General features: G+C 49.6%; 10 protein-coding genes. 4 read left to right on the top strand and 6 right to left on the bottom strand.

Annotated features, from left to right (window positions below; all coding sequences use genetic code 11):
- Positions 1-15: 15 nt before the first annotated feature.
- Positions 16-2,232, bottom strand: a complete 2,217-nt coding sequence (gene glgB, locus ACOQPU_RS26785; RefSeq protein ID WP_420642888.1) for a 1,4-alpha-glucan branching protein GlgB — start codon at positions 2,230-2,232, stop codon at positions 16-18.
- A gap of 131 nt (positions 2,233-2,363) precedes the next feature.
- Here glgB and ACOQPU_RS26780 point away from each other — a divergent pair, with 131 nt between their 5' ends.
- Together ACOQPU_RS26780 and ACOQPU_RS26775 are read left to right on the top strand one after the other, a co-directional pair.
- Positions 2,364-3,422 carry a tyrosine-type recombinase/integrase gene (locus ACOQPU_RS26780; protein ID WP_420642887.1) on the top strand — a complete coding sequence of 353 codons (1,059 nt, stop codon included), beginning with the start codon at positions 2,364-2,366 and terminating at the stop codon, positions 3,420-3,422.
- 129 nt (positions 3,423-3,551) lie between these two features.
- The gene (locus ACOQPU_RS26775) at positions 3,552-3,767 is read left to right on the top strand and encodes an Os1348 family NHLP clan protein (RefSeq protein ID WP_420642886.1); all 216 of its coding nucleotides are present in this window, start codon (positions 3,552-3,554) and stop codon (positions 3,765-3,767) included.
- A gap of 39 nt (positions 3,768-3,806) precedes the next feature.
- On the opposite strand, the gene ACOQPU_RS26770 is transcribed toward ACOQPU_RS26775, so the two are convergent.
- Together ACOQPU_RS26770 and ACOQPU_RS26765 are read right to left on the bottom strand one after the other, a co-directional pair.
- Entirely contained in the window at positions 3,807-7,934 is a 4,128-nt protein-coding gene (locus tag ACOQPU_RS26770) for a tetratricopeptide repeat protein (RefSeq protein WP_420642885.1), read from the bottom strand.
- Positions 7,935-7,951: 17 nt separating this feature from the next.
- The gene (locus ACOQPU_RS26765; protein WP_420642884.1) at positions 7,952-8,422 is read right to left on the bottom strand and encodes a hypothetical protein; all 471 of its coding nucleotides are present in this window, start codon (positions 8,420-8,422) and stop codon (positions 7,952-7,954) included.
- A 201-nt stretch (positions 8,423-8,623) separates the two neighbouring features.
- Between ACOQPU_RS26765 and ACOQPU_RS26760 the strand changes: the two genes are divergently transcribed.
- Together ACOQPU_RS26760 and ACOQPU_RS26755 are read left to right on the top strand one after the other, a co-directional pair.
- A complete protein-coding gene (locus tag ACOQPU_RS26760; RefSeq protein ID WP_420642883.1) occupies positions 8,624-9,769 on the top strand; it encodes a glycosyltransferase family 4 protein in 1,146 nt (381 codons plus the stop codon).
- A complete protein-coding gene (locus ACOQPU_RS26755; protein ID WP_420642882.1) occupies positions 9,766-10,911 on the top strand; it encodes a glycosyltransferase family 4 protein in 1,146 nt (381 codons plus the stop codon). Before ACOQPU_RS26760 ends, ACOQPU_RS26755 begins: the two co-directional genes overlap by 4 nt.
- A gap of 16 nt (positions 10,912-10,927) precedes the next feature.
- Here the strand turns inward: ACOQPU_RS26755 and udk are convergent, their stop codons facing one another.
- The 3 genes from udk to ACOQPU_RS26740 form a co-directional block, all read right to left on the bottom strand.
- The gene (gene udk, locus ACOQPU_RS26750; protein ID WP_420642881.1) at positions 10,928-11,572 is read right to left on the bottom strand and encodes a uridine kinase; all 645 of its coding nucleotides are present in this window, start codon (positions 11,570-11,572) and stop codon (positions 10,928-10,930) included.
- 184 nt (positions 11,573-11,756) lie between these two features.
- On the bottom strand, positions 11,757-12,644 hold the full coding sequence (locus tag ACOQPU_RS26745; RefSeq protein WP_420642880.1) for a TIGR03560 family F420-dependent LLM class oxidoreductase: 888 nt from the start codon (positions 12,642-12,644) through the stop codon (positions 11,757-11,759).
- Between the two features lie 180 nt (positions 12,645-12,824).
- Positions 12,825-14,087 carry a glutamate-5-semialdehyde dehydrogenase gene (locus ACOQPU_RS26740; protein ID WP_420645877.1) on the bottom strand — a complete coding sequence of 421 codons (1,263 nt, stop codon included), beginning with the start codon at positions 14,085-14,087 and terminating at the stop codon, positions 12,825-12,827.
- Positions 14,088-14,092: the final 5 nt, after the last annotated feature.

Below are 14,092 nucleotides of genomic sequence, written 5' to 3'. Positions count from 1 at the left end.
AACCCACCTCTGGTATCAGTCTCTTACCTTTTTTAAGAAGACACTGCCGAGTGGGGGCAGGGTGATTACAATAGAGTAGGGCTGATCATGCCAGGGAATTTCTTCGGCAAGATAGTCCCCTTCGTTAATGACGTTGCTGCCAGCAAATTGTTCAGCATCGCTGTTGAGTAATTCCCGATAAATGCCCGGTTGTGGCACCCCTAAACGGTAATTGTCTCTCACTACTGGCGTAAAGTTTAGACCCACCAGCATTGCCTCATTTTTACTCGGGGCAAACCGCAAAAAGGAGAGAATGCTGCGCTGGGCATCCCGAAAATCAAGCCATTGAAATCCCTCCCAACTGTTATCCTCTTCGTATAGAGCTGGTTCGGCGATGTAAAGGTGGTTCAGTGCTTTCACAAAATCGTGCAGACCCTGGTGTTCTTTGTGCTCCAAAAGATACCAGTCCAGGCTGCGTGCTTCGCTCCACTCTTGCCATTGACCAATATCTCCACCCATGAAAAGTAATTTTTTACCGGGATGTGCCCATTGATACGCATAGAGCAGGCGCAAATTGGCAAACTTTTGCCATAGGTCGCCAGGCATTTTGTCTAGCAAGCTCTTCTTCAAATGAACCACTTCATCGTGGGAGAGGGGCAGGGCGAATTTTTCGCTGAAAGCGTAAAGCATAGAGAAAGTAAGTGAGCCTTGGTGGTAAGCGCGGTAAACGGGATCATTTTTGAAATAGCGCAACGTATCGTGCATCCAGCCCATATTCCATTTGAGATCAAAACCCAGATTTTGAGGATTGTCGGCGGTGGGGTGGGTGACACCGGGCCAGGATGTTGATTCTTCGGCAATGGTAAGAGTATGGGGGAAGCGGGCATGAACACGGTCGTTGAATTCGCGTAAGAATTGAAGCGCGTCGATGTTTTCCCGGCCACCGTATCGGTTTGGCAGCCATTCACCATCCTCACGGGAGAAGTCAAGGTACAGCATGGAGGCAACAGCATCTACGCGGAGGCCATCAATATGGTACTTATCAAGCCAAAACAGGGCGTTGCTGACGAGAAATTGGCGGACTTCGTTACGGCCGTAATTAAAAATATACGTGCCCCAATCTGGATGTGCCCCCAGTCGTGGGTCTTCGTGTTCGTACAGATGCGTGCCGTCAAAGAAGCCCAGCCCGTGTTGATCCATTGGGAAATGGGCAGGCACCCAATCCAAAATGACACCAATTTCGGCCTGATGACACGCATCTACAAAAGCCATGAACGCATCTGGCGTACCAAAGCGGCTGGTTGGTGCAAAGTAGCCAGTTACCTGGTATCCCCAAGAACCATCAAATGGATGTTCAGCCACGGGTAATAATTCGATGTGTGTATATCCCATCTCTTTGACGTAGGGGATAAGTTCATCGATCAAATCTTGGTAGGTAAGCCACTCCCAGCCATCTTTTAACTTCCAGGAGCCTAAATGCAGCTCGTAAATGGAAATTGGGCCATCAAGTGCATTATACCGACTGCGGTTTGCCATCCAGTTGCTATCCTGCCAACTGTAAGTGTTGATATTCCAGACAACCGAGGCGGTATCTGGCCGCATTTGGCTGGCAAAGGCAAAAGGATCAGCTTTGGCAACGGTGTAATCTTTGTAGTTGGTTTTAATTTCGTATTTGTATAATTCACCCTGATCCAGATGTGGCACAAAGATTTCCCAAAGACCACTGCCTGGATGAAAACGCATCACATGGCGACGGCCGTCCCAATTGTTAAAATTACCTACCACGCTAACCCGACTGGCATTAGGTGCCCAAACCAGAAAGCGCACCCCAATGACGCCTCGAACCGTCATGAGATGTGCCCCCAGATGATCATACGCATTTTCATGGGTGCCTTCGGCTAGCAAATACCGATCTGTGTCAGAAAGCGTACTGCCAAAAGCGTAAGGGTCTTCGTATAGCAATTTCCCGCCAACAAGCGTTTGTATCTCAAGCTGATAGCCGACATCCAAATCCCCGTCTGGCAAAACAGCTTCAAAAAAGCCATCCCAATGATACCGGGTGAGGGGAATGGTTTGCCCAGAAACATGCGCGGTAACGGCCTCTGCGTGCGGCACAAAAGCACGAATTGCTAATCCACGATCTTCTAATTCATGAGGTCCCAAAACTGCAAATGGGTTTCCGTGGTAACCGCCAACAATTGCTTCAATATCACTTGTATTGATAGTTGCTGTGTGTTCCTCTTCCTTGGACATAGACACTTCCTATATTTTTCTCATATTTTACTGGATATTGACGGGATAGCTAGAATTGAAAGGATATGCTCAGCAAAATATCATACTCCTGATAATGTTTATTAATACGAGTATGTGATATACTACTCATCATGAAGCAAAAACATAACAAAACACTACCCTGCTCTGGCAGAGAAATTCCAAATGAACATCCATTTCCACAACTGACGCTTTTCCTGCGTGAGGTTGGCCTGAACAGTGAGCAAACTGAGCGTGCTTACCGTGCTGGCTTGCGCGCCTTTGCTGATTGGCTGCAAACGCACGGCACACATCATGATCTGGAAGATGCGTGGCCGCTTTCCCCTGCCCCGCTGCAAACGGCCGATGTGCTAGCCTTTCGTAGTTGGCTATTGGCAAATCGCGCACAATCAACCAGCACCACGTATACTGCGGCCGTTCTAAACTATCTTCACTTTTTAGATGGAATTGATCAGCTGCCGGAGGGCATTCAGCTTGGAAAGCTGGCGCAGCAGCGCAAGCGGCGGCGTGTGGAGCGCAATCAGGCCGCTTCCGTCGTCGATTTAGATGAGGCTCGCCAAAAGATGCCGCAAGTGGTGGATTATTACAACAGTATGCCTCTGCCGCCGCACAACGATGCTTACAATCGGCGACTATCGTTACTACGCAATCGGGCATTGGTGAATCTGCTCTACTCGACGGCCGCACGTCTATCCGAAATTTTGGCATTAAACCGAACACAGGTGAGAAACGGCCGTTCTCAAACCGCCACCATTATTGGCAAAGGGCAGCGTCCGCGTACGTTGCACATCATGCCGTATGCCCAAAGTACAATGCAGGCATACCTGCGAGAGCGAAGCGACAGCAATCCGGCACTGTTTGTCTCCCACAGCCGCAATGCGCGAGGGGCACGCTTAACGCAGTCCGGCGCACACAATGTGGTGAAGAAGGCAGTCAAATCCCTGCGGCTAGACCCCTCTCTCTCTGCCCACGATTTTCGTCACTACCGTGCCACACAGTTACTGCGAGATGGAATGCCGCTTGAAGTCGTTCAGGAGTTACTTGGCCACGCAGATGTTTCCACTACCCGTTCGACCTACGCCCCCGTTTTAGGTGTACAACTTGTGCGTGAGTGGCTGGATAATGTGGATATAGCTCCAGAAACGGCCGTGCAAAACAAATCTGGATCGTAAGCAACCGTGAAAGTTAAGTAGATAACATAAGAAATGTAGGCCACATCCGTTGACAAATGGTGGCCGAAAGATAATACTGAAAACAATATTGTTGAATGACTAATTTAGTTGAAATACGGGAGGATTACCGTGTCTGAAGCATTAGATCAAGTTGTAGAACGCGCAGTAACCGACAAAGATTTTCGCTCTTTACTATTTAGTGACTTAAATCAAGCTCTGGAAGGTTATCCTGTATCTGACGAGGAGCGAAAGCTGCTGGAAAACCTCGATGAAGACAATTTTGACGAATTTGCTGGTGGTCTTGGTTCGCGCACGACCAAGGGCTTCATGCCAGGAACTGGCTAGAATTTCTCCCCATGCATTAGGTATTTCAAAGCGTCTGGATTATCTAGACGCTTTTTGTATTGCGTAGCTGCCAAGCGATGCCAGGCAATCCTTACCAATATTTTTAGATCGTACATCTTCACTTTCTAACAGCATTTGCGCTGCAAGTTTTAAACAAACCACCTTGTCTGCGTATCTAGACCGCTTTTTTGCAGACAAAATACAAGATTCTAATAACTTGTCACGTTCTTCAGGATTGGACTCTAGCTTAGCCATTTCTAATAGCACTAAGGCGTTAAAATCTGGATTGCCATCTTTGGAAGAAGCTAAACTCTTTTGCAAATATTCCCAAGCCTCAGCCTCACGACCCATTTTTCTGTATAGGACACCTAGAAAATATTCAGTGATGGGCTTCCACCAAATCAGCTCTTTGTGTTCAATAAGTTGATAGGATTTTTCAAGTAGATCCTCAGCACTATTCAGACTGCCTGAGCGAATTTCGATCTCCCCAAGCCCAACTAACAATCGCGCTTTTTCCTCAATATAACTTTCAGGTTGTGAATTTATAAGTTGTTGTGCTTCTTCAAAGCGTCTTTTTGCATCCGTCCATTTTTGCAAAGGGCTAAAATATTCGAACCCCCAAAATAATAAGGCTTCAACTAACAAACTGGGATAGTTCATTGACGTAAGTAAATTGACCGCAGACTCAAAATCAACGAGTGCTGCCTCAAAATCACCCAACCTAGAATAGGCAGCAGCTCGATTTGTCATTGCTAACGCATATAAATTCTTTCCACTTTCTTGTCCAATTTGTACTGCTTCGTTGAATGTCGAAACAGCTTCTTGATATTGCCCCAACGTAAATTGCACAAACCCAACATTGCTAAGCGCAATTCCAATATTAATTGGTGTGCTAAATTCGCGAGATAGCTTAACGCCTTCCTGCATTGCATCAAGGGATAATTCAAGTTCTTTCTGAGAATAGCGTGTAAAGCTAATTGCTTCATAAACCCTTGCCAACAAGTGATTGTTATTTTCTTGTTGACAAATTAATTTTGCTTTTTCCAAATAATCTAATGCAGTTGCATAGTTTAACTTTGAGCTAGCAGACCACCCTGCCCAAATGTAGGCGCGAGCTAATTGATCGTTTCCTGCCGCTTTGCTTAAATCAATGAAGATTTTTTTAGTAAGTGTTTGCACTTCATCGAAGGCACCCTGGCGATAACGGATTTCAGCCATAAGGTTGTAAGCTACGGCCGTTGACCCTTCATCGCCGTTTTCCTGTGCCAAATCCAGTGCTTTTTCTGCATCGGCAAAAGCCGTAGCCAAATCACCTAGCAAAATGAGGACGTTACCGCGTGACAGACAAAGGTGTACGGCCGTTTCCCACAATTCATCATCATCAAGCGCGGTTAGGTGTGTTTCTGCCAGGTTGTACAGGTCGATTGCTTCGCGATTGGCAAAGATGTTGCGGGCTTCGTCAGCAGCCAGGATGGCGTAGTGGAGTGCCTGCTTGTGGTTGGCGGCGCGGCTATGATGGTAAGCCAGCATGGGATGTAGTGGCTTGAGGTTTTGTGCATATTTATCAGCTAACCAATTGGCAACGGCCGCGTGGAGCTTTTGCCGCCGAGCGTATGGCAAACTTTCATAGGCAACTTCATGCGTCATGGCGTGTTGGAAGAGGTAAATCCACTCTGGTGCGGCCGAAATGAGGCGTGTCATTTCTGATTCTGTGAGCTTAGCCAGCAGATTTAGGATGATTTGCTCAGTAGGTGATTTGGCAATCACTTGTAGCGGCTCTACAGCAAATTGTCGCCCAATAATCGAGGCAACTTGCAAGAGATCGCGACCAGCAGGCGGCAGGCGATCTAATCGTGCCAGGAGCAGCCCGTGAATGGTGTCTGGCACTTGCATTTTGGCTAACTTGGCTTCGTTTACCTGCACACGGCCGTTTACCTGCAATACTCCAGCCCCCATCATTACCTTCAGGGCTTCTTCCATGAAAAGGGGATTTACTGGGCTGTCGCGCCCCTCTCGGTCGCGCATACCCAGATGCTGCTCAACGGGCTGGGGCAATTCGGATGCACCTACAAGCTGTGCCAAGAGTTGACGTGCTGAGGCCGGAGATAAATCTACCAAAGGAATTGCTATGCAAGACGGCCGTTCCAACAATGCCAATGCCAAATCTTCCCTGGCCCGGAAAGTTGTTGCCAGAAAAACTGCCAATTCTTCTAAATGACCACCCAAATCGTCCAGCAGAGCCAGTGTTGCTTGGTCTGCCCATTGCAACCCTTCTAGGATAATCAGCACTGGCTGCTGAGCAGCAATCGCTTGCACACAGTTCCGTACCAAGCTGAATAAGCGCACCTGTCGCGCCTCCGCCGTTAAATCGGTTAGTGCATCCGACTGGGGTATGGGCAGCCCTAGCAGTTCCCGCCACAAACCAACATCTTCATTTGCATCTGGAAGCAAGGCTATCGTTCGGGTGGTTACGGCCGAAACTTGTTGATCAATTGACTGACCATCGGTTAATCCAAAATATTCTCGCCAAACATCTCGCCAAGGGCTGTATGGTGTGTCATTAGTGTGCGGATAGCAGACGCCAATTAGCCCCAGCCCGCCGTTAGACAGCCAATGGCGCACACCGGCGGCCAGCAATCGTGATTTACCCACCCCCGTGCCACCGTAAACGGCCGTTGCGCCCCCAACACCACGCAAAGCAGCATCCATTCCCCCTAACAATAAATCCAGCTCATTCTCGCGACCTACTAACGGCCGTTCCCACCGATCTACATATGCATTCATCAAGGTCGTTGCGGCCCGATCCCGTTGAACCAGATGTGGCGTTACGGCCGTTTGCTTACCTTTCAGATGCATGGGTGGCAGCGACTCAAATTCAATAACTTGCTGCGTTCGTTCTGCCATAATCTGGTCGGTCAAAATAGTGCCAGGTTCACACACCTGCATCAGTCGCGCCGACAAATTCACGACATCACCCACCACCGTGTACTCACGCCGCGCCGATGAACCAACCGGCCCCGCAAATACCTTACCCACGGCCACGCCAATCCGCTGTGCGCTAATAAAGCTGGGTTTCTCTCGCTGCAAGGCAAGCAAGCAGCGCAACGCCTGCTCTGGCGCATCCGGGGCAACCGGGGCACCAAACATGATATGTAATTGGTTTCCTTTGTCACCAGTAAGCACGCGATTCACCCGTGCATTTTCTTGCCCAAAGCGGCTTACGACCCCACTAGCCCATTCATAATATTTCTGGAGCTGTTGTCCCATATCGGCCGTTTCAATATCGGACGTTGTTTCCTGCCGATTTTTGTAATCAAACTGGACAAAAATGGTGGTAACGGGGCGATGTTCGGCCATTTCGGTGGCCCCAGTAGCGACCAGACGGCGGAAAAGTGCGGGAGGTACAAAGGGCAAAATCACTTTGGCCAGACGCTGTTGGGCAGCATCGTCATAGCTGTCCCAATGAAGAATTGGTTGCGTTTCTGGCTGGGGAACGGCCGTATCCATTTTCTGGTAATCCTTGTTGGCAAGTAAACCAGCCTGTATCATTACGGCAGCCGATGCGATGATGTCGCCGGAGCTTGCCTGATGCTCAGCCATGGCTGCTTCATCTACGGCTTCACCTGTGAGCACAAATTCCAAACTTTGTTGTGGATCCCCTACGACGAGTTCCTGGCAACGGCCGTATCCCACCCCAATCTTAATCGTCAGCTCAAAAAATGGATGCTTCCCCGGTGGCCGATTCGTTACTACGCGATTAAAGCTGGTAAGCATGAGCTGCTGCATCATTTGGGCGCACACCAAAGCCCGTTGGGCAGCCGTGCCATCTGTGTCGGGGAAATAAACCGACATTGCATCCCCATAAAAATGATTGACCGCCCCACCCAACTCATGAATCACGTCGATCATAGCCGTGAAGGTGACTAACAAAACGCGGTTCAGCTCTTCCGCGCCGCGCGGCCCATCCGATGCAAGCTCCTCAGACATGCGCGTGAAGCCAGAAATATCTGAGAAGAGCGTGGCGGCCATCAGCGACCGTGGCTCTCCTGGCGTTGGCAAGCCGTGGCGCATAATGCGGTCAGCCAGGGTGGCTGGGATGTAAGCGGCCAACTGGCGTAGCTGTGTGCCAGTTACCAAAGGGGAATCGTTCGCTCTACTTGTAGGCATTGTTTTTGCTCGGCCAACTATTCATCATCGTCGTCAAAATGCGGATAGTAACGCGCATTTAAGTAGCCAATTAAACGTCCTGCGGAATCTAAGGGCAAATCGTGACCAAAATAAACGTGCTGATGACCGTAGTCAAAGGCGGGGCAATGATGCTTATCGCTATAATAAAATGGCGTCACGTGGGCTTTGTCGAATGCCATTGTGATGCCAAAAATGGAAACCGGTCGCCGTAAAATCAGCATTTCCTTGTGAATGAATAAAATCTCACGATTAGCCGCGTAATATTGCCACTGCCCCCACACCGTTTTGCCCAAGCGGTACAAAGGATATAGCAACAACACCAACATCACGGTAAATACAAAGGCAAACCGCTCGCCGGAAAATGCCATTTGCACGGTAAAGATGAGACCATAAATTGCCATGCCAACCCAAACTAGAAGCATAATGCTGTACAAAATCAGGTAAACCCAATGGGTTTTTGCTGGCAAAACAACCTTCAAGCGTTCTTTATTTTCTTCAAATTGGATTTGTTCAATACTCGGTATCATACAACTCTATTTTATAACACCCGCTGCAAACCATCGACCCGAATTAATCCAGTGGATGACGGCATCGTAAACAACACTGTATTAGGATAAACTAGCGTAGATGATCAATGATCCGTCTCCATCTTCTCTGTGGAATCTTTGATGCCCGCACCCATCTTGTTTGTAGACCACGCCCAACGGCTCGGTGGCGCAGAACACAGCTTGCTGTTGTTGATGCAGCATTTAGACAAGACAGTTTGGCAGCCGCACCTGGCGTGCCCAGCCGGTGATTTAGCAGAAGCAGCCCAACAGCTTGGCGTTCCTTGTCACTATTTGCCGTTGCCTCGGCTACGCCGCTCTGTCTTAGTAGGCCTGGATTGGTTCCAAAATGCACGCAAATTGGCCCTGCTTGCTAACAAATTAGAGGTGAGAGCGATTGTTGCTAATACGGTGCGAGCCGCCTTTTATTCATCCTTGGCAGCAAAACTGTGCAAACGGCCGTTTCTGTGGCACATGCGGGATTTCTGGCTGAGTGAAGCTGCACCTCGTTATCGCCAAATAGATACACTGCTAAAAAAAGCATTGTGTGCTGCGGCTACTCAGGTTATTGTCAATTCTGCCGCCACAGCTAAACATTTGCCTTGTGGCAATGTGACGATCATTCACAATGGTCTCGATTTGGGCAAATTTTCCGTTGAACGTGACGGTAATCCCTTCAGGCAAGCATATGGCATTCCCAAAGATGCGCCACTGATAGGCATTGTGGGGCGCTTACGGCCGTGGAAAGGGCAGCATCGATTTATTAAGATGGCAGCGACTGTCTCCCCTACCCATCCAAACGCGATTTTTGTTATTGTAGGTGGTTTTGTTTTTGAGTTTGATAATGGCTATGCGGATTTTTTGCGAGGAATTGCCCAACAACGCCAGTTGGAAAAGAAAGTGCATTTTACGGGTCATCTGGCAGACGTGCGTGACGCGCTGGCAGCAATGGATATATTTGTTCATTCTGGTGATCCAGAGCCATTTGGCTTGGTCAACATTGAAGCAATGGCCACAGGTAAGCCCGTGGTAGCGTTTGCTCATGGCGCATTGCCAGAGATTGTGCAGCATGAAGCTACAGGGTTGCTAGTTCCCCCTGCTGATGAAATGGCATTAGCCAATGGCGTGAGCACGCTCATTACAAACCCAGAGTATGGCCAGCAGCTAGGCATAGCTGGCCGCGCGCGGGTTGAAGAACTGTTTACGATTCAGCAAACGGCCGTAAAATTCTCATCTGTGCTACAAAACTCAGTGGCGAGCCGATCATGAAACGATATGTTTTGGATGCACGCACTGCCACCGCGCATTTTCCAGGCATCGGGCGGTACGTTAGCCAACTTGCCCGTCATTTGGTGCCTCTGCTGGCGGCAGATGAGCAGCTTGTGCTGCTCCACCGTCCTCAAGAAGATAGTTGGCCCCTGCCTGAGGCTAGTAACAATGTAGCGGTAGTTGCCACGACCGTTTCGCCTTTCTCTCTCGCCCAGCAGTGGCAACTACCGCGTCTGCTTCGCCAACTTGATGCAACTATTTACCACAGTGCTTACTACCTTATGCCTTACCGTCCCGGTGTGCCCACCCTGCTCACGCTGTACGATCTGATTCCAGAGCAATTCCCGCAGCTTGTATCGTTCAGGGCGCAATTATTTGCCCGCCTGGCAACACGGCTGTCGCTAAGAGCTGCCAGCCGCCTTCTGGCGATTTCTGAGGCGACGAAGCAGGCGTTTTTGGCAGCGCATTATATTAGCTACACGAAAATTGCTGCGTTTCCGCTGGCGGCAGATGATAGATTTAAGCCCCAGACAGAAGCGATTATTGCTACACTGCGCCAAAAACGCAGTTTACCAGATCGGTACGTACTTTACTTGGGCATCAATAAACCACATAAAAATTTATTGCGATTGGTTGATGCCTGGGCAGAAGTGGTTCAAGCTGTGGCTGATGCCCCCCCACTTATCATCGCCGGGGCTTGGGATGCGCGATACGGCGAGGTGAAAACGGCCGTTTCCCAACAAAAACTCACTGAGCACATCAAATTTATTGGCGCGGTTGAGGATGTTGATTTGCCCGCGCTCTACAGCGGAGCCACGCTATTTGTGTTTCCCAGCTTAGTCGAGGGGTTTGGTCTCCCAGTTCTAGAAGCGATGGCTTGCGGAACGGCCGTCGCCTGCGCCAACACATCGAGCCTGCCAGAAGTGGGCGGTGAAGCCGTTGCCTATTTTGACCCGACCAACACCCAGCAGATAGCACAGACATTGCAAACATTACTGCAAGACGAAGCCGCATTAACGGTACTGGCACAAAAGGGGCAGGAACAGGCAGCCAAATTTTCCTGGGAGAAAACGGCCGTTGCTACCCTCACCCAATATCGCCACCTGGCACAAACAGCACAAACATTTCAAAATCCTCTATGAACTCTGTGGCAAATATTTATTCCGGCAGCAACGCCCGCAGTTGGCTCACCACCATCTCCATCGCCACCCGGTTTAGCCCTCCGTTAGGAATAATCACGTCAGCAAACCGCTTGCTTGGCTCTACAAACTTCAAGTGCATAGGGCGCACTGTTTCCAGATATTGCGTCACTACCGATTGCAAAGAACGGCCGCGTTCCTCCATATCTCGCTGCAAGCGCCGGATAAAGCGAACATCAGGGTCAGTATCCACATAAACCTTGATGTCCATCAGTTCACGCAGTCGTCGTTTGGTGAATATTAGAATGCCATCTACCAAAATGATAGGAGCTGGCTCTACCAGAACCGTCTCCTCGGTACGGCGGTGTGCTGTAAAGTCGTACACAGGCACATTAACCGCCTTCCCAGCCAAAAGCTGCTTGATTTGCTTCACCATCAACTTGGTTTCCAGCGAATTGGGATGATCGTAGTTAAGTTGGGTGCGCTCCTCAAAAGAAAGCTGCGGTTGGTCACGATAGTAGGCATCGTGGGGCATATAGGCAATCTGTGAAGCACCAACCGCTTCTAAAATGGCTCTGGCAACCGTTGTTTTGCCGGAGGCTGTGCCACCCGCAACACCGAAAACAATAGGTTTGTTTGGCTCACGCTGAATGATCTCTGTCATGAGCGCGAATCATACCTTGCTCAACCCACAACAGCAACGTCCGATGTACAGGGTGCATAAAAGAGATGTCAGTGAATTTCACGCCAAGGCGCGAAGACGCCGGGTTTTATTGCGCCTTGGCGTCTTTGCGTGAGTGAATCAGTTGCCTGACAACTTGTTAATGCACCTCCTGTACAAATTCTAATTACAACTCTTTTGCCATTGGAATTATTTCTCTGGCGAAAGTTTCTAATGGCGTTATTTCGTAAACATTGGGCATATTGAAAATGGCATGTGTGAAACCCATCGCAGACAGATTTTTTACGCGCTCCAAAACACCATCAACTGTGTCATGGCCATCCGCTAGGTGGACCGTGCCCAGGGATGTTTTTTCAACGGTATCATAATCACGGTTTAAGTTTTCACAATGTCTCTTTAAGGTGTCAATTGCTTGTTGCACACGCTCCATTCCGGCACCTTCAAAGAAGTTACAGGCATCTGCGTATTGAGCCACCATGCGCAGCGTCTTTTTTGGCCCCATGCCCCCAATCATAATACGCGGATGGGGGTCACTTAAAGGTCGCGGATTATTGGTTATCTTGGGTACGTTGAAGTGTTTGCCAGCAAAGCTGCCTTCATCTGACGACCATAACTCTTTTGCCAGTTGCAAATTCTCTTCTAACATCTCGAAGCGTTCGCTTGTGCTAGGGTATGGTATGCCATATCCTTTGGCTTCCCCCTCATACCAAGCCGCCCCAATGCCCAAATAAGCACGGCCTCCTGAAAGAATATCCAATGTGTTTACCATTTTTAGCAAAACAGACGGATGTCGATAAATAACCCCTGTTACCAAAACGCCAAGGTACGCTTTCTCAGTCAATCCGGCAAAATAGCCAAGGGTTGTATAACTCTCAAGCATTGGGTCGTTATAGGCCTCGCCAAAAAGATTTTCAATTTGATAGTAATGATCCATGACCCACAGGCTGTGGAAGCCACATGCTTCAGAAGTTGTTACAATTTCCTTTAGCTTTGGACGAATTGCTCTTGATCCATTGGGATACTTAAATGATGGGATTTGTAAACCGATTTCCATGATTGTCTCCTTTTTATGTGTGATTTCGCCTATGGCCTATTGTACAAAATTCATGATGAACACCTCTCTCTCTTGCACTAACTGCAAACAGACTCTCAAATTCTTCTCATGAGACAAACAAAAAGCACACGGCCGTTTCGCCATGTGCTTTCAAATTTTCGGTAGAGATTGTGGTGTTGACTACGGGCGTATATGCCCATCCCCAAAACAAACCCACTTGTAGGTCGTCAGCTCTTCCAGACCCATCGGGCCGCGTGCATGGAGCTTTTGCGTACTCACGGCAACCTCAGCCCCAAGACCAAACTGCCCACCATCGTTGAAGCGCGTGCTGGCGTTTACAAAAACGGCTGAACTGTTCACCTCGTTCACAAATTTGGTGGCGTTGCGCCAATTGTTGGTCACAATACTGTCACTATGGTCCATGCTGTGAGCATCAATATGATCAATCGCCTCGTCTAGTTCCATAATCTTCACGCCCAAAATCAGGCTCATCCACTCTGTGCTGAAATCATTAGGGCCAGCGGGTACTACTTTAGCCCCATGCCCGTTGCCGCCCAGAATGTCTAAGGCACGGCCAGCAGGGCGCAGCTCCACGTCATTTTGCGCCATTCGGCTGGCTACTTTGGGCAAAAAATCGTCGGCGATGGCGGGATGTACCAGCACCGTGTCCAGCGCATTGCAGACGCTGGGTCGCTGCACCTTGGCGTTCTCAATGATGTCTAGTGCCTTCTCCTGATCGGCACTCTCATCCACAAAGACGTGGCAAATGCCAATGCCGCCCGTGATAACAGGAATGGTGGCCTGCTCGCGGCAGAGGCGGTGCAGCCCTGCCCCACCACGGGGGATGAGCATGTCGATGTATTTGTCCAAGCGCATCATTTCGGCCACCAGAGCGCGGTCAGGATTGTCAATGTACTGCACGGCCGTACTTGGCAACCCAACTTTCTCTAAAGCACCCTGAATCACGTTGACCAATGCCAAATTGCTCCGCATCGTCTCGCTGCCGCCGCGCATGATGGCAGCGTTGCCTGTTTTTAAGCACAGCGTGGCAATGTCTATGGTCACATTGGGGCGGGCTTCATAAATGACACCCAGCACACCCACAGGAATGCGGCGGCGGCTAAGGCGCAAGCCGTTGGGCAAAACGCGGCTGTCAAACTCCGCACCCACCGGATCGGGCAGATTCACCACATTGCGCGTATCTGCGGCCAATCCAGCCATCCGCGCTTCGGTGAGCAGTAACCGATCCAGTAATCCCTCGCTGAGTCCTTTTTTACGGCCGTCTGCAATATCCAGCGCGTTCTGAGCCAAAACCGTCTCTGTTTGCGCCTCCAACTCATCGGCAATGGCCATCAGCGCAGCATTCTTCTCATCTGTTGTCAGGGTTGCCAATACGCGCCCTGCGGCTTTGGCTGCTTTCCCCATCGCTATTAAATCAGTCATCATAA

It is taken from the genome of Candidatus Leptofilum sp. (genome assembly GCF_965223285.1).
In the GTDB taxonomy this organism is placed as follows: domain Bacteria; phylum Chloroflexota; class Anaerolineae; order Promineifilales; family Promineifilaceae; genus Leptofilum.
Note: the sequence above shows the minus strand (reverse complement) of the source record. Positions and strands in the feature narration are given on the sequence as shown.

Excerpts from the sequence above, each read along its gene's own strand:
- glgB (WP_420642888.1), bottom strand. The coding sequence starts at position 2,232 with ATGTCCAAGGAAGAGGAACACACAGCAACTATCAATACAAGTGATATT.
- ACOQPU_RS26780 (WP_420642887.1), top strand. The coding sequence starts at position 2,364 with ATGAAGCAAAAACATAACAAAACACTACCCTGCTCTGGCAGAGAAATT.
- ACOQPU_RS26770 (WP_420642885.1), bottom strand. The coding sequence starts at position 7,934 with ATGCCTACAAGTAGAGCGAACGATTCCCCTTTGGTAACTGGCACACAG.
- ACOQPU_RS26760 (WP_420642883.1), top strand. The coding sequence starts at position 8,624 with ATGCCCGCACCCATCTTGTTTGTAGACCACGCCCAACGGCTCGGTGGC.
- ACOQPU_RS26755 (WP_420642882.1), top strand. The coding sequence starts at position 9,766 with ATGAAACGATATGTTTTGGATGCACGCACTGCCACCGCGCATTTTCCA.
- udk (WP_420642881.1), bottom strand. The coding sequence starts at position 11,572 with ATGACAGAGATCATTCAGCGTGAGCCAAACAAACCTATTGTTTTCGGT.
- ACOQPU_RS26745 (WP_420642880.1), bottom strand. The coding sequence starts at position 12,644 with ATGGAAATCGGTTTACAAATCCCATCATTTAAGTATCCCAATGGATCA.
- ACOQPU_RS26740 (WP_420645877.1), bottom strand. The coding sequence starts at position 14,087 with ATGACTGATTTAATAGCGATGGGGAAAGCAGCCAAAGCCGCAGGGCGC.